Below are 20,615 nucleotides of genomic sequence, written 5' to 3' on the forward strand. Positions count from 1 at the left end.
ACGGCCGGGCATCCGCCGGACGGGTGTGCTCAGTGCCTGTGTCACATCGTCTTTCCGCAGGTCACGAGGCCCAGGAGCGGGTCTCCCGCGGGCATGCGGAGGACGAAGCACGCCCCCGAACCCTTCGGCTGCACCGCCAGCACGAGCAGGCCGCCGTGCCGGGCCGCCAGGTCGCGGGCTATGGCGAGGCCGAGGCCGGTGCCGCCGTCCGTACGGGTGCGGGACTCGTCCAGGCGGGTGAACCGCTCGAATATCCGTTCGCTGTCGGCTTCCGCGACGCCGGGCCCGTCGTCGCGGACGGTGCACAGCACCGACCCGGGTGCGGCCGAGTCCCGGGTCACGGTCAGCAGCACGCGGTCGACGGCGTGGCGCAGGGCGTTGTCGAGCAGGTTCCGGAGGATCCGTTCGAGGTCACCGGGTGCCGCGCACACCGTCGTCGCCGTACCCGGCGCGGCGACGAGGAGATCCACCTTCGGGGAACCCCCGGCGCGTTCCGCGTACTCCTCCACGAGCCGGCCCGCCAGCGCCGCCAGGTCGACCCGTTCGGTGGGGGCCGGGGGAGCGCCTGCGTCCAGCCGGGCCAGCAGGAGCAGTTCCTCCGTCAGACCGCTCAGCCGCCGCGTCTGCCGGCCGGCCGCGGACACCACGGCGGGCCAGTCGGCCCGGTCGGGGTAGGCGGTGGCCACCTCCAGCCCCGCGAGCAGGGTGGCGAGCGGGCTGCGCAGTTCGTGCGCGGCGTCCGCCACGAACCGGCGCTGTGCCGTGGCCGACTCCTCCAACCGCTGCAGGGTGGCGTTGATGGTCAGTGCCAGTTCCGCCACCTCGTCGGCGGTGTCGGGTACCTCCACCCGTTCGCGGGGGTCCGTCGCGGTCACCGAGGCGGTACGCGCCCTGATCGCCTCGACCGGCCGCAGCGCCCGGCGCGTGGCCAGCCAGGCCACCCCGGCCACCAGCGCGGTCGCGAGGGGAACGGCCACGACGAGTTCCCGGTCGAGTTCGCCGACCGCTTGCTCGGCATCGTCCGGGACGATCAGGACGTACACCCGGACCCGGGCGCCGGCGGCCACCCCTCGCCCCTGCGTCTCGCCGGGCAGGTAGGAGGCGGGCACCGTCCCGTCGACGGTGGTCAGGGTCTGTCCGGACAGCGAGCGGGCCGCCGGCTCGGCCACGGCGGGGAACGTGAACCGGCGTCTGGTGTACAGGGGCAGGCTCCCGCCCCGGCCCGGGCCCGGGAGGAACGCGTGGCCGTCCTTCTCGTACGGCTCCAGCTCGGGACTGGACGCCAGGAGCATGCCGCTGTCGGCGACGATTTCGTACGGCGCTCCCCAGGGGCCGCTGATGGACGAGTGGGCGGTTGCGCTGAGAAGGGTGTCGACCTGCTCCTGGGCCACCGACGAAGTGGCACGCAGCCGCTCGTCGTACAGCTGATGCCGCATCAGCAGGGCCCCGGAGGTGAAGAGCACGGCCGCGGCGAAGGCGGCGGCGAACGCGGAACGCGCCCGCACCGAGCGTGGGAGAACCCGCAGAGACCGGAGAACCCGTACCGAGCGTGGGAGCAGGCGGGCGCGCTGAGGCCGACGGAGTATGCCGGGCGGGAACGCGGGTACCAGGGTGCGGCGCCCGCTCGGATCCCGCCCGTTCGGGACGTCAGCCACCGGAGTTCCGCCCGGCCCGGGGCTCCTGGACGGCGCCTTCCCTCGTCTCTCCGCGGTCGTCGACCAGCCGGTAGCCCACCCCGCGCACCGTCAGGAGGGACTGCCGTCCGAAGGCCGTGTCGATCTTCCGGCGCAGGGCGCTGACCCGGACCTCGACCAGGTTGAGGTCCTCGGCCTCGTCCGGCCAGGCGTGGTGCAGGATCTCCGACTTCGTGACCGCTTCGCCCGGCCGCCGCGCGAGCACCTCGGCCACTCCGAACTCCCGGGGCGTGAGCGGGACGGCGACGCCCGACCTGAGGCAGGTTCTGGCCGCCACGTCCAGCACCAGGTCGCCCACCACCAGCAGCGGGGAGGCCGCTCCCCGCGCCCGGCGCATGAGCGCGCGCAGCCGTGCGACCAGGACCAGGTAGGTGAACGGCTTGGTGACGTAGTCGTCGGCGCCGGTGTCGAGGGCCTCGGCCTGGTCCCAGTCGCCGTCCTTCGCGGTGAGCACCAGCACGGGGGTGGTGATGCCCTCGCGGCGCAGCTCCGCGCAGACCCGGTAGCCGTTGAGCAGCGGCAGCATCAGGTCGAGCACGATGGCCGCGTAGTCACCCGTGCGGGCCTTCCACAGGCCCTCGCGGCCGTCATGGGCCACGTCCACGCGATAGCCCTCGGCCGTCAGCCCCAGGCGCAGCGTCTCCGCCAGTTCGCGCTCGTCCTCCACCACCAGAATCCTCACCCCACCAGCCTGGCACAGGCTTCCGGCGGCTCCCTGATCGCTTCGTCAGGTTCGGTCAGGCCCCGGTCAGCGGCTCTCCGGCACGGTGTCCGAGCCCCCAGAAAGGCGCTCGCCGTGCGGCCCCACCCGCGCGGCGAGCGCCGTATCGGTGATCCGCCGGACGAAAGGCCCGACATGCCGACCCGCCTGCCCGCGCTCCTCTCCCCGTCCCGCGACGACGCGGCCGGGCCCGCCGCCGGAACGGCCCGGCCGTCGGGGGGTGCCCCCGGCTGGGCGACCGCGCTGACTCTCGCCCTGGTGTGCTTCGTGACGTACACGGCGCTGTCCGTGCGGCTGCACCAGCGGATGCTGACCACCGGTTACGACCTGGGGATCTTCGAGCAGGCGGTGCGGTCCTACGCGCACGGGCACCTGCCGGTGGCCGAGCTCAAGGGACCGGGGTTCCCGCTGCTCGGCGACCACTTCTCGCCCGTGATGGCCCTGCTGGCACCGCTGTACCGGGTCTGGCCGACGCCGGTGACCCTGCTGGTGGCGCAGGCTGCGTTGTTCGCGGTGGCGGTGATACCCCTGGCCAGGTGGGCCGAGGAGGCACGCGGCCGGCGGGCGGCGCTGGTGGTCGGTCTCGGCCACGGCGCCTCCTGGGGTGTCGCACAGGCGGTCGGATTCGACTTCCACGAGGTGTGCTTCGCCGTGCCGCTGCTGGCGTTCTCCCTGACGGCGGTGGGCCGTGGCCGGGCGCGTGCCGCGGCCCTGTGGGCGCTTCCGCTGCTGCTGGTGAAGGAGGATCTCGGGCTGACCGTCGCGGTCGTGGGTCTGCTGATCGCGCGCACCGGCGATCACGACCACCGCCGGACGGGGAGTGCCCTGTTCCTGGCCGGAGTGCTCGGGTCCTTCCTGGAGATGCTGGTCGTGATACCGGCGTTCAACCCCGGTGGCACGTTCGCCTACACCTCCAGCGTGCCCGGCGCGGGGTCCGCCACGCCGGGCGTCGGCGAGTTGCTCCTCCACTACACGGTGGGACTGGTCACCCCGGACACCAAGGCGCTGACGGTGCTGGCCCTGCTGTCCGTGACCGGGTTCCTGGCCGTGCGCTCCCCGCTCCTGTGGGCGGCCGTGCCGACGCTCCTGTGGCGCTTCGCGTCGGACAACCAGGCCTACTGGGGAACCGGCTACCACTACAGCGCGGTCCTGATGCCGGTGCTGTTCGCCGCCTTCGTCGACGCGCTGACCCGGCCCGGCCCGGTGCGGTACGCGCTGGCGGCGAGCGCGGCCGTCACCGTGCTCCTGCTGCCCCAGTTCCCGCTGTGGCAGCTGACGCGGCCCGCCACCTGGCACACCGGCCCCCGGCTCGCGACCGCCCGGCGGCTGATGGACCGCATCCCGGACGGCGCGACCGTCGCCGCCTCCAACCGGCTGGTCCCGCAGCTCACCAACCGCACCCTGGTCAGGGTGTTCGGCCTGGGGGACAGCCGTCTCGACCCGGAGTGGATCATCGACGACAGCGCGCAGCCGCAGGGCTGGCCGATCTCACCCGACGACGACCGCAGGCTGCTGTCCGAGGTCCGGAACAACGGCCGCTACCGGACCGTCGCGGACCAGGACGGCTACGTTCTCCTGCAGCGGCGGCCCTGACAGAGCCGCAGACCGGCGACGCCTGTCCGGTGGTGTCCGCCGGGAAGGTGCCGAGGGCGCCGGCGGTGAGGACGATCGCGGAGCAGCTCGGCAGCTCGCCGGGCCCATAACCCGGAGGTAGCACCGGGCGCAGCTTCTCAGGGATGAGGGCGGTGCGGGTGATCGGGATGGTGCGGATGATCCGGGTGGTGCGGCGGATGCGGGGGCGGAGGCGGCAACGTCGTGACGTCCGGTGCCGGTTCGGGCCACACGAGCAGCACCGGGCAGGGGGCGTGGTCGACGACGAAGCGTCCGGCCGGTCCGAGGCTGTGCGGGCCGAGCCGGCTGCGGTCGCCGTCGCGGGCCAGGACGAGCAGACCGGCGTCCCCGGCCGCCGCCACGACCTCCCGCTCCACCCGGCCGGTGCGCTCCAGACGTGTCGCCGGGCTCCCGAGCCGCCGGGCCGCCGCGTCGAGGAGCTCGGCCCCGGAGACCGTGCCGAGGGTCTCCAGGAGGTCGCCAGGATCGGGCTCGGCGCGTCCGCGTCCGAGAAGCCCCGCGAAGGCGCCGTGCGCGAGACCGGGCACGGCGGGGTCGGCGACATGCAGCAGCACCACGTCGGTGGCCCCGGGGGCGTGCGTGCGCACGGCGTCCACGCACGCGGGCCATGTTCCCTCGACCAGCCAGACGACCACCCGCATGCCCATCAGCCTCCGATGACGTGGAGCGAGCCCCACAGCGCCAGTACGGCGGGCACCAGCGCCGCGGGTACGGCGATCACGCCCAGCCGGGTGAACTCCTTGAGGTCGACGCCGTGTTCGTGCTGATGCACGATACGTCGCCACAGCAGCGTCGCGAGGGAACCCGCGTACGTCAGATTGGGCCCGATGTTGACGCCGAGCAGGACGGCCAGCACCGCGCCCGCGCCCGAGTCGGCGGCCAGTGGCAGCAGGACGAGGACCGCGGGCAGGTTGTTGATCAGGTTGGCCAGGACGGCGGCGATCGCGGCGACGCCGAGCAGCGCCGCCAGTGATCCGCCCTCCGGGAGGAGGCCGTCGAGGGCGTCGGCCAGCCCGTTGTCGACGACCGCGCGGACGACGATGCCGAGTGCGAGGACGAAGGCGAGGAAGGACGGCGCGGCGGCGCGCACCACGGTGAGCGGGGTGGTGCGGCGGCGGAGGAGAGCCCGCCCGGCCAGGACGAGCGCCCCCGCGGCGGCGGACCAGGCCGGGTCGACGCCGACGGCCGAGGCGAGGACGAAACCGGCCAGGGTGCAGCCGACGGTGATCAGGGCGAACAGCGGCAGGTCCGGTGGCTCCTCCGCCTGCTGGGGGAGTGCGCCCGCCGCAAGGTCACGGGCGAAGAAACGCCGGAAGACCACGTACTCGGCGCCGATCGCGACCAGCCAGGGCAGCACCATCAGCGCGGCGAACCGGGTGAAGCTCAGACCGCTCGCGGTGAACGCGAGGAGGTTGGTGAGGTTGGAGACGGGAAGGAGCAGCGAGGCGGTGTTCGACAGGTGGGTGCACGCGTACACATGCGGTTTCGGGCGGGCCCCCATCCGCGCCGCCGTCGCGAACACGACGGGCGTCAGCAGCACGATGGTGGCGTCCAGGCTGAGCACCGCCGTGATCGCCGAGGCGAGCGCGAACACCGCGGTCAGCAGCCGGCCCGGCTGCCCCGCGGCCCAGCGGGCCATCCAGGCGCCGCACGCCTGGAACAGCCCCTCGTCGTCGCAGAACTTGGCCAGGACGAGGACCGCCGCGAGGAAGCCGATCACCGGACCCAGATGGGCGGCCTCGGCGCGGACGTGGTCCCAGGAGATCGCCCCGGTGGCCAGGACCAGCCCCGCGGCGGGCACGGCCACGACCGCCTCCGGCCAGTTGAAAGGCCGTACGACCGCGCACACGAGGACGGCCGTGAGCAGGACGGCGGACAGTGCCTCGGCGAGCGGGCTGCCGAGTGCGGCGGCCAGCGTCGCGGTGCCGGAGGTGGCGGCACCGCCGAGGTGCGGCGCGGGAAGGTGGGTACCGGGTCCGGCGGAGAAGGCCTCGGCGAGCCGGGTACCGGGCCCGGCGGAGAACGCTCCGGTGAACCTGGTGCCGGCCGCGCCGGGGAGACCTTGGACGAGCGGGCTGTACAGGATGGTGTCCTCCGGGCGGTGATGGCGGCACCCTCATCACATCAGACACCGCACGCCCGGCCCCTGAACGCCCTCCCTCGTGCCGCGGCCCCGCTCCGGCTCCGTCCCGGTGGGGTCCTCACTCCTCGCCGAGGAGGGACAGCTCCGCCCAGATGGTCTTGCCCTCCGGGGTGTGCCGGCTGCCCCAGCGCTGGGTGAGCTGGGCGACCAGGAGCAGCCCGCGACCACCCTCGTCGAAGGTCTTCGCCCGGCGCAGATGCGGCGCGGTGTGGCTGCTGTCCGAGACCTCGCAGATCAGGGTCTCGGCGTCGTGGATGAGCCGCAGCCGAATGGGCGGTTCGCCGTAGCGGATGGCGTTGGTGACCAGTTCGCTGACCACCAGCTCGGCCGTGAAGGTGGCCACGGTCAGGCCCCAGATCTCCAGCTGACCGGCGACCTGTTTGCGGATCGGTGCGACGAGGGCGGGGTCGGCGGGGATGTCCCAGGTCGCCACGTCGGACGCGGCGAGCCCCTGGGTACGGGCGAGCAGCAGCGCCACGTCGTCCGGCGCGCCGCCCGCGGGAAGGAGCGCCTTGAGGATCGCGTGGGCCGCCCCCTCCAGATGCCGCGACGACTCCTCCAGGGCCCGGCAGAACAGCCGCAGGCCGGCGTCGACGTCCCGGTCGCGGCTCTCCAGCAGGCCGTCCGTGTACAGCGCGAGCACCGTGCCCTCGGGCAGTTCGAGCTCGACCGACTCGAAGGGCAGCCCGCCCAGGCCGAGCGCCGGACCGGGCGGCACGTCGATCTGCCGGGGCGGTCCGTCCGGCGGCAGGACGAGGGGCGGCGGATGGCCCGCGCTGGCGAGCGTGCAGCGCCGGGAGACCGGGTCGTACACCGCGTAGACGCAGGTGGCGCCCACTTCTCCGGTGGTCTCCTCGGCCCCGGCCTCGGCGGACAGCCGTACGACGAGGTCGTCGAGGTGGGTGAGCAGCTCGTCCGGGGCCAGATCGATGTCGGCGAGGGTGCGGACGGCGGTGCGCAGCCGGCCCATGGTCGCCGAGGCCTGGATGCCGTTGCCGATGACATCGCCGACGACCATGGCGACCCGCATCCCGGACAGCGGGATCACGTCGAACCAGTCGCCGCCGACCCCGGCACGCGCCGCGGGCAGATAGCGCGACGCCATCTCCAGGGCCGCTGTCCGGGGGAGGGACTGGGGCAGGAGGCTGCGCTGGAGGGCCAGCGCGGTCTGCCGCTCGCGGGAGAAGCGGCGGGCGTTGTCGATGCAGACGGCGGCCCTGGCCGTGACCTCCTCGGCGAGCAGCACGTCGTCGGCGGTGAAGGGGTCGCGCCGCCGGAACCGGCTGAGGACGACGACCCCGAGGGTCCGGCCCCGGGCCCGGACGGGCACCGACATGGTGGCGTGGACGCCGTACTCCCGGACGTGTCTGCCGCGCGGCCCGTCCGAGCTCAGCCATTCCTCCAGCGTGCCGCTCGCGTTCGGCGCGACGAGGGGCCGGCCTGCGATCAGCGAGTCGGCCTGCGGGGAGGACGCGGGATAGACGTCGATGTCGCCGGGTTCGAGGACGGCCTCCGGGCTGCCCTCGTTCACCGACCGGTGGGCGGCGTGGCGGAGCGTGACCGGGGCGGCCGGCGGTTCGACGTCGTACTCGCCTCCGTTCTCCGGGGGGTCCAGCAGATCGACGCTGACGAAGTCGGCCAGGGCGGGTACGCAGACGTCGGCCAGCTCCTGGGCCGTCCGGGGGACGTCGAGGGTGGTGCCGATGCGCATGCTCGCCTCGTTGACCAGCTGGAGCCGCTCGCGGGCCCGGTACTGCTCGGTGAAGTCGTGCGCGGCCACGGACACGCCGATCACGCGTCCATGGGTGTCGGTGAGCGGGGCGATCCGCGCGAGCCAGTGCCGCGGCCGGTCCTCGCCGTCGGCGCGCGCGTACGTCGCGACGGCGCGCGGGAGTGCGGAGGCCAGGACCTCGGCCATCTCGCGCTCCAGCTCCTCGCCGGCCCGCCGGGAGCCGAGCTCGGAGACCCGCAGACCCCGGATGCGCTCCTCCGGCAGGCCGACGACCTCGCACATCGCGTCGTTGAGGCCGTACAAACGCAGCCGTTCGTCGTAGACGGCTATGGCGCAGGGAGCCTGCGCGAGGACGGCGCGGACGAGCGGGTCCTCCAGGGTGCGGGGCTCCCGGCCCTCCAGAGGGGTGAGCACCAGCCAGTCCTCGCCCCGCTCCAGGCGGTGGGCGAGCAGCCACACGGGCAGGACCCGGCCGTCGCGGTGGCGCAGGGCGAGTACTCCGTACCGGCGGTCGACGCCGGCCTCCGGGAGCGGGCCCGTGCTCCCGGGGGCCAGGAGATCGGCCGCCGGGCGGCCCTCGACCTCCTCGGGGGAGTAGCCGAGGAGCCGACGGGCGCCCTCGCTCCAGTGGATCAGGGTGCCGTTCCCGTCGATGACCGCCCGTGCGGTGGCGGCCTCGTCGAGAGGGTGGACCGGGCTCATCGTCGCCACTTTCCCTTGTGCGCACACTCACAGTGAACAAGCGCGTCGTCCGGGTTCCAGACTAGTGGCTGGGCCGACTCGAGCACCCTCGAACGCGGAGGGTCCGGACAGCCATTCGTAGCGGACGGCCCGCGCGCCGCGCCTTCGCGGCCGATGCGGCTCGCGGGACGGAAGTGAGCGCCGGGCCGGCGTCAGCCGGATCCGTGGGCCCGAATTCCTCCGTCAGAATCCGCTTGTTCGTGGGTGTTTGCCGTAATGCGGCGCGAATGCAAGGCCCCCTGAAATGGCCCCGGGGCCGCCGACCGAGGACGGGAGGAGCGGGGTCGGCGGCCGGTTTCGCGTGGGAGCGCCCGCCGTCCCGCGCGGGGCCTTCGAGAAGGGCCGGTCCCAGTGGACCGCGGAGCCGGGTGAGCGGGGAGCGTGCGTGAGAAGCCGGTGTGTGCGCACGGTTCACACGGGGCGCATGAAATGCCGAAAGCCGGACGGTCCTCCGAGTCGTCGTTCGCTTTTGACATGTTTTCAATAAGGCTGATCTGGCTCGTGCGCCTTGTTGGTGACGAGTGTGTTGTGCGAGGGTGAGCCTCCCGCGCTTGGTCAAGGGCCGGGTCTGAATCGCTGTTCGCCATTCCCGGCTGTCGACGAGCTCAAGAAGCTCCCTGAGCGACGGTCGCCGCACGGCCTTCGTCCCCGGCCGTTCTCCCGGCGCTCCGTCAAAAGGTCCACACCAATCGGGACTCCTTTTCGACGGGCAAGCACGTCCTGTGTGCCCCATGCACCTCGGAAGGAACCCGCTCCCGTGCGCACCCCCCACCCGCCGCTGCCCGACCGTCCGCCCGGCGGATATTTCGGCGAGTCCGACGAGGACCTCGCCGCCGTGCTGAGAGACGGGGAGGAGGCCGACAGCACTCGTCCCGTCGCCCTGCTGACAGCCCGGCACTGGCGGCCGGCCTACGACTACGCGGTGATCTGCCTCGCCACGTCCTCGCAGGTCGCCTCCATGGTCACCGAGGCCTCCTTCCGTCACGTCCTCGACGGCCTCGGAGAGGGTGGGCATGCTCTCGCGCTGCGGCCCCAACTCCTCGTCACGGTGCGGGACACGGTCCGGACCTGGGCCGCGGACGACCGGATGTCGGAGGCCCTGCCGGCTTTGAGGAAACCCGCGGGCGGCCGCGGAATGCGCGCGGCGAAGTCCATGACGGCGGAGAACCGCAAGCTCGCCGAACACGCTTTCCTCGGTCTTCCGGGCGTCGCCCGATGCCTGTTGTGGCACACCGAGGTGGAGGACGAGTCGCTGTCCGTGCCGGCCGGACTTCTGGGCATGGAGGAGCCCATCGCGGTCGCCGCCTGGGAACAGGCCCGCGAGCAATTCCGCCAGGCCTGTCTGCGGGCGCATCTGGAATTCGCCCCGACCAGGGAATGCGGTTTCCACAACCGGCTCCTCGACGCGCCGATCCGGCGCGGCGGAGCCCTGCTGCCGGATGTCCAGGAGCACCTTTCGGAGTGCTCCTACTGCCGGTACGCGGCAGCACAACTCAGCCATTTCGAGGGTGGGTTGGGGCTTCTGATCGCCGAGTCCGTGCTCGGCTGGGGCGCCCGCCGCTACTACGACTCCCGCCGGGCACGCGGACGGCAGGGACTGCGCCCGCGCAGCGTCTCCCGGTTCCGGGGCAGGCGGCAGCGCGGCGGTGAGAGCTCCGGGAACGACGGACGTCTCCCGGACGACGGACGCCCGGCGGGCGGCGAGCGGACCGGGAAGGACGCGCGCTCCGGAGACGACGTGCTTCGCGCGGAGAGCGGCGAGATCCCCGCGGGCCGTGGTCGCGCGGAGAGCGGCGAGACCCCGGCGGGCCGTGGCCGAGCAGGCGCGGGCGGACGCCGTGGCAGGGAGGGGCGCGCCGAAGGCGGAGCGAGCCCGGCGGGCGGCGGACGCCCCGGCGCGGGCGGGCGCCGTCGTCCGCAGCCCTTGACCGCGTCGACGGGGCGACGGGCCGCCAGGCCGGCCGAGGTGTCCCAGCAGGCCCTGGTCACCGGGGCCGGTCTGTCGGCCGCGCTGCTGGCGACAGTCCTCGCGGTCAGTCTGTGGCCGAACGAGGAGGGCGGCACCGACTCCGCCGCCGCCATCGGAGCGAGCAGCAGCCGGACGCTGTCACCGGCCCAGGGTTCTCAGGTCCCGCCCGTGATGTCCACGCCGTCCACCGCGGCCGAAGTGGCCTCCAAGGGCGAGCGGACCCGGCTGCGCAACGTGGACGCCGACCTGTGCCTCGACCTGCGGGACGCCAGGGCCGTGGAAGGCGCCGAGGCCACGCTGGACGTGTGCTCGTCCGCCTGGACCCAGCAATGGGTGTACGAGCGGGACGGACTGCTGCGCAGCGTCGCGAGCACCGGGCTCTGCCTCGACGCACGTGCCGACGACGGTGTCCTGCTCCTCGGCCGCTGTGCCGACGGGGACGAGGAGCGGCGCGAGGACATGCGCTACGACCTCACCGACGAGGGCGAGTTGCTGTCCCGCGGGCGCGACGGACTGGCCGTCGCACCCGTGTCCACGGACCCCGGTGCCGACATCGTGGTCAAGGTCCGCGACTACTCCGACATCCAGCGCTGGCGGACCGAACGCCCCTGAGAAGTTCCTGAACAGGGTCGGGTGGCGGCTGCGGTAGAAAAACCCCGTGCCCGGCGGCGGTGGCGCGGCTACGGTAGGCGCGTCCAGGTGCGCAGGTGCCGGTTACTTCGACTGTAAATCGGGAGACGCGGGTTCGAATCCCGCCGCCGGCTTCGGCAGGTGTAGCTCAGCGGCCAAGAGCGCTGTGTACCGGTACCGAACTTGATCTCTGGACACCGGACACGGGCCGCCCGCCACGGGGGAGTTGCGGGCGGCTCTGCTGTGTCAGATCCTCCGGGCGGCGCCCTCCGGCCAGACGACATCGACAGGCAGACCGGCCGCACGGGCCTCAAGGACGGTGTCTGCGGTACCTCCGCCCTTACCGCTCGGCGGTTCGCCGCTCCAGACGGCAACGAGATGATCCGCGCGCCCGAGGAGCGTGCGGTTCGCGTCCTCGTACGCGGCCCTGTCGGCCGTGTCATGGTCGAGGACGTCGATCTGGTCGGCGGCCGCGGTGAGCCGGTCGAAGGTCTCGGCGTGGTCGGGCTTCACCTTGTTCTCGCGGTAGTCCGCGGACGGGACGACCACAGCCAGGCTGCCGCCGAGTTCCAGGACGACCTCGGCGAAGATCGAATCGGCGCCCTTTGCGATGCACGAGAGGCCGACCAGGTCGCCGGACGCCGCGTGCGGCTTCAACACTTCTCGCAGAGCGTCCCGCACCAGAGGCACGCTGTCCTCGGTGAGATCCATGTGCCCGGTCACGGCGATCGTGGCCACTGTGTTCCTTTCAGGTGGAGAGGACTTCGCGGAGTCTGGCCCGCGCTTCGCTGACCGTACTTGAGGTCGATCGACCCACTGTGTACGGGTAGAGCTGGCCGAGTTGCATGCGGACCCGGCCCGACCGGGTGTCTGCCGCCGCGTCGACGGCCCTGTGGGTCTGCTCGACTGCCCCGGTCACGTCGCCCACCAGGAAGTGGCATTCAGCCAGCCCGATGAGGTCCAGGGCGTGACTGCGGCCTGCTTCCGCGCCGCGGGTTGTGAGAGCGTTGCGGATGCTCGCGGCGGCAGCCTCAGCGTGCTTGTGGGGGTTGTGCCGGGCCATGTCGAGGAGCCTGCCGCCGGTGACTCCGGCGAACTCCGCCTCGTTGAAGTAGGCGATCCAGTACGGTTCTTCGGCGCCCGGAGATTCAGCGAGGACTTCGGCTGCCTCCTGGGTCGCCCGTTCGAAGGCGGCGGTCCGGCCCATGGCTGCATAGGCCCACGCCTCGCGGGTGTGCAGCATGGCCCGGACGCGGGGACCGGCCGAGGCGCGTGCACCCTTCTGTGCCAGGCGGATGAGTTCGAGAGCGTCCTGTGGCCTGTCGGTGTACAGCATTTGCCGGGCCATTCCGGCCAGCACGTTGGCGCCGAAGCATGCGTCACCGCCCGCGTGCGCGGCGCGGAGCGCGAGTAGATAGTAGTTCTGGGCCTGCTTGTGGAGTCCGGAATCCCAGGCCATGGTGGCCGCGACGCCGCCGAGCTGCGCCATCACCCGGAACAGGGCCTGCTCGATAGGGGGCACCTGGTGCTCGTCGAGGTGGCCGGCCACCTCGTTCAGCTGGCCGACGACGGCCTTTCGGCGCAGACCGCCACCGTACTTGTGGTCCCAGGCGCGGAACGCCCGTGCCGTGGCTTCGAGTTCCTGGACCTCTCGGCGCCCGATCCTGCCGCGCCGGACGGCTGGGTCCGCGGCTGGAGGGTGTTGGAGCCAGGCTTCCAGGGAGTCGAGGAGGGTGGCGCCGAAGATGGCGGCGCCGGCGACTGTGCGCGCTGCCGTGCGGCGGTCCATCACGAGGTCACTCCTGGTCAGGTCAGCGGCCAGATGAACGGTCGCTGAGGGGCGCCAGGATGCGCCGTCGGAAGACCGTGAGGCCGGTGGAGGTGGGTCTGGCGGGTCGGGTTGAGGACGGGTCTCCCAGGGGCGGTCGGCCAAGCCGACCATGCGCCCGGGGATGCGTAATCCGTCGGCGATGCGGCAGATGACGTCGAAGCTGGTGATGTGCTGCTGCCCGCTGATGATCGTGGAGACCTTGCCGGGGGTGAGCTGGCAGGCGACGGCGATCCGGTTCTGAGACAGTCCGCCCCACTTCTTGATCAGGGCGAAGGCTGCTGCGAAGTCGTGTTCTGCCAGAGCTCGCCTGACGTCATCTCGATCGAGGAGGTCAGGGTCGAGTGGGCCGGGGGTGGTGGCATCCATCGGGCCAACTTCCGGGGTGATCGTACGCGCTGCGGTGACCTGTTCCGAACCAGGAACGAGCGTATTACCGCCTCGGTAACCCCCGCCGGTCATCCCGGAGCTAACCGCGGAAGACGACTCTCGATGCATAGACATCGCACCCCGGCGACCGAGCGACCGGTCCCGGGGGCGTGGCCAACGCTCAAACCTGTGAGGGAGCGTCGACATGACAGAGAGTAGAGCTTCGGGAGACGGACGCGAAGCCTCCGCGAAGATGACGCTCAGCGTCTACACCGTCAGCCGTACAGGAGTTGTGACCCGGCCGCGCGCTACGGTCGTCGTGCCGTACGACTACCAGCCCGACCCGGTGGCCCTGGGGACGCTGTTCCCCGACTGCGTCTGCCCGCTCCACCGCCGGACGGGAGTCGGTCGGTGAACACCGAGACCCGACGCGACAATGTGGACGTGGACGTGATGCGGCAGACGATCGCCGCACTGCTGCCGCCCTCGGAGGACCTGCCCACCGGACTCGAAGTGCCAGCGCTGACGGAGACCTTGCGCGGGCACATGACCGCGCTGATTCCGGAGGTCGAGGAACTGGCCGGCCGACTGCACCGTGACGACATCCCCCGGTACTGCGCGCTCGCGTGTGTCGGGGAGGCCCGGGGCAAGCTCCGGGCCCGGCCCGCGATGGGCCTCGGCGGGGACGTGGCGTACGCGCGGAAGCTGGCGCGCTCCCTTATCGCGCTGTGCGACCACTTCGAGAGTCTGACGGGCCAGGTCATGTGCGTCGCCTGCGACCGTGCGATCCGCCGTCCCGACGACGCCGTACCGCTGGACCAGGTCAGCAACTCGGCCGGGGCGATCACCGCCCGCGTGCACCCCGACTGCGTCGACGCGCCGCGCCCCCGCCGCTAGTTCGGCCGCCCGCCCCGGCGTACGGGGCCCTATGGCGGCCGTTCGGGTCAGGGCCGCACCCACATTCGCTCGGCCCGCCGGCGTCCCGGAAGGCGCTGGCGGGCCGGGTCTCGCCATCAACTCGCTTCAGACAGAGGAGCAACAGTGTTCGTCCACTCCGACCGCCTCCCGGCCTCGTCGCCGGTTCCGTCCGGCAGCGTCACTCCGACACCGTGGGGCATTCAGCGCATGGCGCCGTACCCGACGATGGCGCCGGCCTACGCGCACGCCGACCTCGACCCTGCCACCCAGACCGCCCGATTCTTCGACGGCGGCGGGCGGGTCATGGAGATGCCCGGCCACGGCACCAGCACGGGGACCTCCCCGTCCACGGGGACCAGCCCCGACGGCAACGGTTCGACGCAGGACAGCGACAGCGGGAGCGACTCCGACCAGTGACCGATCCGCGTCCGGTGCTGGTCGTCACCGCCCTGTACGACCCCACCGCCGACGTGGTGATCACCGAGCTGCACGACCGGGGTGTCCCGGTCGTGCGGCTCGACTCCGGGGACTTCCCCGGGTCACTTTCGGTGGAGGCTGAGATCACCGCTCACGGCATCCAGGGGACCATCAGCACCCCGTCCCGGACCGCCGACCTCGCAAGCATCCGATCCCTGTACTACCGGCGCCCCTCCGGGTTCGCCTTCCCACATCTCGACGAGCAGGACGCCCGGTTCGCCGTCACCCAGGCGAGGTACGGAGTCGGGGGAGTGCTGGCCTCCCTGCCCGGCTGTCTGTACGTCAACCACCCGCACCGCATCGGCGACGCGGAGTTCAAGCCCGCCGGGCTGGCCGCCGCCGTCGCGGCCGGCTTCGACGTACCGCCCACGCTCATCACTTCGAGTCCCGATGCCACCCGGGCCTTCATCAAGCGGCACATGCCGGTCATCTACAAGCCGCTCCACAATCCGGTCTACCTCGTCGACGGGGCGTCGTCCGTTGTGAAGGTCGCCGAAGTCTCGGCCGACGAGGTCGACGACGACGTGGCAGGGACGGCCCACCTGTTCCAACAGCGCGTGCCCAAGACCGGCGACATCCGGGTGACCGTCATCGGTGACCGCGTCTTCTGCGTGCGGATCGACTCCGACCTGCTCGACTGGCGCACCGACTACAGCCGCCTCACCTACACCGTCGTCCAGCCGCCACCGGGCATCGAACAGGCGCTGCGCAGCTATCTGCGCCACTTCGGGCTCGTCTTCGGCGCTTTCGACTTCGCCGTCGACCGTGAGCAGCAATGGTGGTTTCTGGAGTGCAACCCGTCCGGCCAGTGGTACTGGCTGGAGTCCGAGACGGGCCTGCCGATGCGTGCAGCCCTGGCAGACCTCCTTTTGGAGAGGACGACGTGAGCGATCAGGCACTGCTCCAGCAACTCGTCAGCACACTGACCGCGAACGGCAGTCTGCGCACCGCGCCGTGGAAGCAAGCCGCCGCGGCGGTCCCGCGGCACGAGTTCCTGCGGGGCGGATTCTTCCGCCGGGTCAGCGGCTCTCCCTCGGCCTGGGCGCCGATCCTGGAGGACGACCCCAGGTGGCTCGACGCCTGCTACGAAGACGAGTCGCTGGTCACCCAGATCGCCGGCACCATCGTTCCGGCCGACATCTGCGGCGAGATCATGCGCTCGCCCACCAGTTCCAGCACGCTGCCCTCCCTCGTGCTCCGCATGCTCGAAGAGCTCCAAGTCGAGGACGGGATGCGCGTGCTGGAGATCGGCACGGGGACCGGCTACTCCACCGGCGTGCTCTGCCGGCGCCTCGGCGAGGACTGCGTCACGTCGGTCGAGTACGACGAGGACGTGGCCGCCCGTGCGCAAACGGCCCTCGGTCGACTCGGCTTGTACCCCACACTCGTCACGGGAGACGGTCTGCTGGGCCACGTTGCGAAGTCCCCGTACGACCGGGTGATCGCGACGTGCGGGGTCCGCACCGTTCCTCAGTCATGGATCGAGCAGACGCGACCCGGCGGGCTGATCCTGGCCACTGTCGGCGGATGGCTGGCGTCCTCCAGCCTGGCCCGGCTGACGGTGCACGACGACGGGACGGCGAGCGGGCCGCTGCTCAGCGGTCAGGTCAGCTTCATGCTCGCCCGGCCGCACCTGGCACCGCCGCTCGGGCTACTGCCTGATCTCGGCGCGGGCAAAGAGCGGGAGGCCGTCCTTGGCGTCGACGTCCTGAACGACTGGACGGCCCGGTTCGTCGTCCAGGACGCCGTTCCGTGCGCGCAGCGCCTGACGTCGGAGCAGAACGGGCGCCACGAGCACGTCCTGGTCGACGTCGACACCGGTTCGTGGGCTGCTGTCTACGAAGAGGGCAGCCGGTGGACCGTGCGGCAGGACGGCCCGGTTGCCCTGTGGGATGCCGCGGAGGAGGCCCTTGGGCGCTGGCTCTCCGCCGGCCGCCCTCCGCTGGAGGAGTTCACCCTCAGGGTCACCCCGGACGGCCACTCCTACACCTGGTAGACCCCATTGTCGGCCCCGCTCGTCTGCTTCCCCCGTGGCGGATGGGCGGGGTCTTGTCGTGTCGTCAGTCGACGAGGACGGAGACCCGCTGATCCAGGACGGCGGCGATCCTCAGGAGGTCGCTGTAGCGAGGGTCGCTGGTGCCGGCCTCGATGTGCTGGAGGATGCGGCGGTCGATGCCGGTGGCTGCGGCACCTGAAAGCCCCCGGCCCGCCGGCGTCCCGGAAGACGCCGGCGGACCGTACGCCCTTGAGCAGGGCGCCGATCAGGCAGGGCTCCGATCCGTCGTCGCCTGTCGCCCGGGCTACGAGACCACGTCCTGGGGCGGCTTGCCCGCCACGAAGTCCGCGGCGTTCTGGACCGCGGCCAGCGCGATCCGTACGAGGGTCTCGCGGGTGACACCGGCGACGTGCGGGGAGAGCACGACGTTCGGCGCCTTGAGCAACCGCAGGGCCGGGGTGGGTGGTTCGGGGTCGAAGACGTCGAGGCCCGCTCCGGCGAGGGCGCCCGCGTGCAGCGAGTCCGCGAGGGCGTCCTGGTCGATCAGGGCGCCACGCGAGGTGTTGACGACGAACGCGGTCGGCTTGAGCAGCGCGAGCCGTTCGGCGTTCAGGAGATGACGGGTCGCGTCGGTGAGCGGCGCGTGCAGGCTGACGTAGTCCGATACGCGCAGCAGTTCGTCGAGTTCGACGTGGCGGGCGCCGAGCCGGGTCTCCGTCTCGGCGGACGCGCGTGTGGGCCCGGCGTAGACGACGCTCATGTCGAACGCGACCGCACGCCGCGCGACCTCCTCGCCGATGTGGCCGAGTCCCACGACCCCGAGCGTCTTGCCGGACAGCTCCGTGATCGACTGCTGGAGCCGGGGCAGCGCCCAGTCCGCCTCGGTCAACGCGGTGTGGGCGGGCACCAGTTGCTTGGCCAGGGCGAGCATGAGGGCGAAGGTCTGCTCGGCCACGTTCTGCTTCTCGGCGCCGCTGGAACCGATGTTGCACACGGGTATGCCCCGCTCGCGCGCCGCGTCCAGATCGACGTAGTCGAAGCCGTGGCTCGCGCACTGGATCAGCTCCAGGTCCGGTGCGGCGGCGATGTGTCCGGCGGTCACGGGGCCGAGGCCGGTGACGACGACGTGCGCCTCGCGCAGCGCGGCGGGGTCCTCGTCCGTGGTCTCCACGACGGTGACACGGGCCTGCCCCGGGAAGAGGGTGGCGAGCGCCGCTCCCGCCGTACGGCCGCCCACATGCGCGGAGACGACGGCGAGCACGTTCTTGGTGACGGTCATGCGGTCTCCTCGATGAGGTCCTCGGGGCCGAGGGAGGCGGGACGGGCGTGTCCGGACAGGGCGAGGGTGAGATCGAACTCGGCGAGCAGACAGCGGACGACGTGTTCGACACCCGGCTGCCCGTCGAGGCCGAGACCGTAGGCGTAGGGACGTCCGACGAGCACCGCCCGCGCCCCGAGGGCGAGCGCCTTGAAGATGTCGTCGCCGGTGCGGATGCCGCTGTCGAAGAGCACGGTGAGCCTCTCGCCCACCGCCGCCGCCACGCGGGGCAGCGCGTCGGCGGCGGCGACGGACCCCGCCACCTGCCGGCCCCCGTGGTTGGAGACCACCACGCCGTCCATCCCGGCCTCGGCGGCCTGCCGGGCGTCGTCCGGGTGCAGGATGCCCTTGAGGACGATCGGCCCGTCCCAGTTCTCCCTCAGGAAGGCCAGGTCCGGCCAGGTCTTGCCGGGGTCCGCGAACATGCTCACGAAGTGCATCACGGCCGCGTTCGGGTCCTCGTGCACCGGCTTGGCCAGACCCGCCCGGAACGCCGGGTCGGAGAAGTAGTTGGCGGTGCCCACGCCGTGCAGGAACGGCAGGTACGCCTGGTCGAGGTCGCGCGGGCGCCACGCCAGCAGCGGGGTGTCGAGCGTGACGAACAGCGCGGTGAACCCGGCCGCCTTCGCCCGGTCCAGGAAGCTGCGGGTGACCTCGCGGTCCTTCGCCCAGTAGAGCTGGAACCAGCGCTCGCCGTCCCCCATGGCCTCGGCGACCTGCTCCATCGGGGTGCTGGAGGCGGAGGACAGGATGTACGGGACGCCCTGCGCGGCGGCGGCCCGTGCGGCGGCGCACTCGGCGTCCGGATGCATGATCGACAGCACGCCGATCGGCGCGAGCGCCAGCGGCGCGGGCAACGGGCGCCCCAGCACCTCGACGGACAGGTCGCGTTCGTGGACGTCACGCAGCATGCGCGGCACGATCCGGCGCCGGCCGAGGGCCTCCCGGTTGGCGCGCGCCGTGCTGCCGTCGCCCGCGCTTCCCGCCACATAGCCGACCGGACCGGGGCCGAGCCGCTGCTCGGTGAGCTCCTCCAGCCGCGTCAGATCGGTGGGCAGCCGCGGCACGGCGCCCGTCATTCCGTTCAGATAGATCTCGTACTGGAAGTCGGCCCAGTGCTTCGCCATCCGTACGTCCCGCCTCTCGTCCCTGAGACCGCGCTGTACGACGACGATCCTGGCGACTGTGACAAGTCCCGTCCACCGTGGTGCGCACAACGTGCGGCTGGGATCATCACCCTGTGACAAACAAGCCGTCCGAGGACCGGGAACGCGTCCGGCAGGAAATGGTCGCCGACCCGCGTGTCGTGGAGGCGATCGTCGCGGCGGTCCACGAACAGGTCCCGGTGTACGCGGCGCTCGACGACAGCCGGCTGCCCGAGGTACGGGCGATCGCGGCCTGGGGCCTGGAGCGGCTGCTCCACCTGTGGGCCACCGACGGCACACTGGGACCGGCCGATCTCCGGCGTTTCCGGGGCATCGCCTCGGCCCGCGCGGCGGACGGGCGCCCGGTGCAGGCGGTGCTGCGCGCCTACCGGGTCGCGGGCACCGTCCTCACGGACGAGGTCGCCGCCCGCGCGCCCCGGCTCGCCGCCGCCGACGCCTTCGCGCTCGCCCGCATGCTGCTCGCCACCCTGGACACGCTCTCCGAGGAGATGGCCACCGCCTACGCCGCCACCAGCGAGGACCTGGCCGGCGACCGGAGCCGGGCGCTGCGGCTGCTGTTCGACGACCTCATCGCCGGACGGCACGCCTCGGTGGGCGCGCTCTCCGACCGTTCCGTCAGACTGGGCATCCAGCTCCCGGATCCGTACTGCCTGCTGGCGGCGGAGCCGGTCGCCGCGGACCGGCCGGATCTCGCCCACGAGACGGCGACGGCCCTGCTGGACGCACTGGCCCCTCCCGGGGGCGAGGTGACGTCCCTGGCGACGGTACGGGGCTCACGTGCCGTCCTGCTGCTGCCGCTCGCGGCGTCCGAGCGGGCCGGGGAGGTGATGGGCGCACGGTCCTGGCGCGGGTGCGTCATCACCGGCGAGAGCCTGGACCGGATCGCCCTGGCGCACCGGCTCGCCGCCGACGCGCTCGACACCGCCCCGGCCCACGCCCATCGGTCCGGGCAGGTGCTCACCGACGCCGACGCGCAGGTGCTCGCCCTGCTCGCCGGGCGCCCGGCCGCCGCGCCCGGCCACATCGCGCGCCTGGTGCTCGGGCCGCTCGCCGAGGCCGCCCGGCGGCATCTGCTGGACGCCCTCACGGCGTACATCGACGCGGGCTCGGCGAACGCCGCCGCGCGGACCCTGCACCTTCATCCGCAGTCCCTGCGCTACCGCCTGCGCCGGGTGCACGAGCTGACCGGCCGCGATCCCCGCGACCCCTGGCACCGGCTCACCCTGGACATCGCCCGGACGATCCGCGACTGAGGCTTCGGGGCGGAGCCGGACGATTCGC

Annotated in this window: 17 protein-coding genes and 1 pseudogene; 8 read left to right on the forward strand and 10 right to left on the reverse strand. The window is 72.4% G+C overall.

Annotated features, from left to right (window positions below):
* Positions 1–41: 41 nt before the first annotated feature.
* Positions 42–1,505, reverse strand: coding sequence for a sensor histidine kinase (locus OG410_RS37045; protein ID WP_329303148.1), 1,464 nt, complete (start codon positions 1,503–1,505; stop codon positions 42–44).
* 142 nt (positions 1,506–1,647) lie between these two features.
* Positions 1,648–2,376: a response regulator transcription factor gene (locus OG410_RS37050; RefSeq protein WP_329303149.1), complete on the reverse strand. Its 729-nt coding sequence runs from the start codon at positions 2,374–2,376 to the stop codon at positions 1,648–1,650.
* Positions 2,377–2,490: 114 nt separating this feature from the next.
* On the opposite strand from OG410_RS37050, the gene OG410_RS37055 reads away from it, so the two are divergent.
* Entirely contained in the window at positions 2,491–4,008 is a 1,518-nt protein-coding gene (locus OG410_RS37055) for a DUF2079 domain-containing protein (protein ID WP_329303150.1), read from the forward strand.
* A gap of 137 nt (positions 4,009–4,145) precedes the next feature.
* Here OG410_RS37055 and OG410_RS37060 read toward each other — a convergent pair whose 3' ends face one another.
* The 3 genes from OG410_RS37060 to OG410_RS37070 form a co-directional block, all read right to left on the reverse strand.
* Positions 4,146–4,688: a universal stress protein gene (locus OG410_RS37060; RefSeq protein ID WP_329303151.1), complete on the reverse strand. Its 543-nt coding sequence runs from the start codon at positions 4,686–4,688 to the stop codon at positions 4,146–4,148.
* A 5-nt stretch (positions 4,689–4,693) separates the two neighbouring features.
* Positions 4,694–5,962, reverse strand: a complete 1,269-nt coding sequence (locus OG410_RS37065) for an arsenic transporter (protein ID WP_329304394.1) — start codon at positions 5,960–5,962, stop codon at positions 4,694–4,696.
* A 286-nt stretch (positions 5,963–6,248) separates the two neighbouring features.
* Positions 6,249–8,624, reverse strand: coding sequence for a SpoIIE family protein phosphatase (locus tag OG410_RS37070; RefSeq protein WP_329303152.1), 2,376 nt, complete (start codon positions 8,622–8,624; stop codon positions 6,249–6,251).
* Between the two features lie 796 nt (positions 8,625–9,420).
* On the opposite strand from OG410_RS37070, the gene OG410_RS37075 reads away from it, so the two are divergent.
* Positions 9,421–11,244, forward strand: a complete 1,824-nt coding sequence (locus tag OG410_RS37075) for an RICIN domain-containing protein (protein WP_329303153.1) — start codon at positions 9,421–9,423, stop codon at positions 11,242–11,244.
* A gap of 264 nt (positions 11,245–11,508) precedes the next feature.
* On the opposite strand, the gene OG410_RS37080 is transcribed toward OG410_RS37075, so the two are convergent.
* On the reverse strand, positions 11,509–12,000 hold the full coding sequence (locus OG410_RS37080; RefSeq protein WP_329303154.1) for a hypothetical protein: 492 nt from the start codon (positions 11,998–12,000) through the stop codon (positions 11,509–11,511).
* Positions 12,001–12,010: 10 nt separating this feature from the next.
* Positions 12,011–13,459, reverse strand: a complete 1,449-nt coding sequence (locus tag OG410_RS37085; protein ID WP_329303155.1) for a helix-turn-helix domain-containing protein — start codon at positions 13,457–13,459, stop codon at positions 12,011–12,013.
* Between the two features lie 205 nt (positions 13,460–13,664).
* On the opposite strand from OG410_RS37085, the gene OG410_RS37090 reads away from it, so the two are divergent.
* The 5 genes from OG410_RS37090 (at position 13,665) to tgmC (ending at position 16,850) form a co-directional block, all read left to right on the forward strand.
* Positions 13,665–13,874: a hypothetical protein gene (locus OG410_RS37090; RefSeq protein WP_329303156.1), complete on the forward strand. Its 210-nt coding sequence runs from the start codon at positions 13,665–13,667 to the stop codon at positions 13,872–13,874.
* The gene (locus OG410_RS37095) at positions 13,871–14,356 is read left to right on the forward strand and encodes a DUF6415 family natural product biosynthesis protein (RefSeq protein ID WP_329303157.1); all 486 of its coding nucleotides are present in this window, start codon (positions 13,871–13,873) and stop codon (positions 14,354–14,356) included. Before OG410_RS37090 ends, OG410_RS37095 begins: the two co-directional genes overlap by 4 nt.
* Before the next feature lie 144 nt (positions 14,357–14,500).
* Positions 14,501–14,794, forward strand: coding sequence for a putative ATP-grasp-modified RiPP (gene tgmA / locus OG410_RS37100; protein WP_329303158.1), 294 nt, complete (start codon positions 14,501–14,503; stop codon positions 14,792–14,794).
* Complete coding sequence (gene tgmB / locus OG410_RS37105) at positions 14,791–15,741, forward strand: ATP-grasp ribosomal peptide maturase (protein ID WP_329303159.1); 951 nt, start codon at positions 14,791–14,793, stop codon at positions 15,739–15,741. The genes tgmA and tgmB overlap by 4 nt, the downstream gene beginning before the upstream one ends.
* On the forward strand, positions 15,738–16,850 hold the full coding sequence (gene tgmC, locus OG410_RS37110) for an ATP-grasp peptide maturase system methyltransferase (RefSeq protein WP_329303160.1): 1,113 nt from the start codon (positions 15,738–15,740) through the stop codon (positions 16,848–16,850). The genes tgmB and tgmC overlap by 4 nt, the downstream gene beginning before the upstream one ends.
* Positions 16,851–16,914: 64 nt before the next feature.
* Here the strand turns inward: tgmC and OG410_RS42720 are convergent.
* From OG410_RS42720 to OG410_RS37120, 3 genes and pseudogenes are all read right to left on the reverse strand, one after another.
* Positions 16,915–17,031, reverse strand: a pseudogene (locus tag OG410_RS42720) (helix-turn-helix domain-containing protein); the annotation flags it as partial.
* Positions 17,032–17,154: 123 nt separating this feature from the next.
* Entirely contained in the window at positions 17,155–18,129 is a 975-nt protein-coding gene (locus OG410_RS37115) for a 2-hydroxyacid dehydrogenase (protein ID WP_329303161.1), read from the reverse strand.
* Positions 18,126–19,295 carry a lactate 2-monooxygenase gene (locus tag OG410_RS37120; RefSeq protein WP_329303162.1) on the reverse strand — a complete coding sequence of 390 codons (1,170 nt, stop codon included), beginning with the start codon at positions 19,293–19,295 and terminating at the stop codon, positions 18,126–18,128. The genes OG410_RS37115 and OG410_RS37120 overlap by 4 nt, the downstream gene beginning before the upstream one ends.
* Before the next feature lie 113 nt (positions 19,296–19,408).
* Between OG410_RS37120 and OG410_RS37125 the strand changes: the two genes are divergently transcribed.
* The gene (locus tag OG410_RS37125) at positions 19,409–20,587 is read left to right on the forward strand and encodes a PucR family transcriptional regulator (RefSeq protein ID WP_329303163.1); all 1,179 of its coding nucleotides are present in this window, start codon (positions 19,409–19,411) and stop codon (positions 20,585–20,587) included.
* The last annotated feature ends 28 nt before the right edge of the window (positions 20,588–20,615 follow it).

This window comes from Streptomyces sp. NBC_00659 (assembly GCF_036226925.1).
GTDB lineage: Bacteria > Actinomycetota > Actinomycetes > Streptomycetales > Streptomycetaceae > Streptomyces.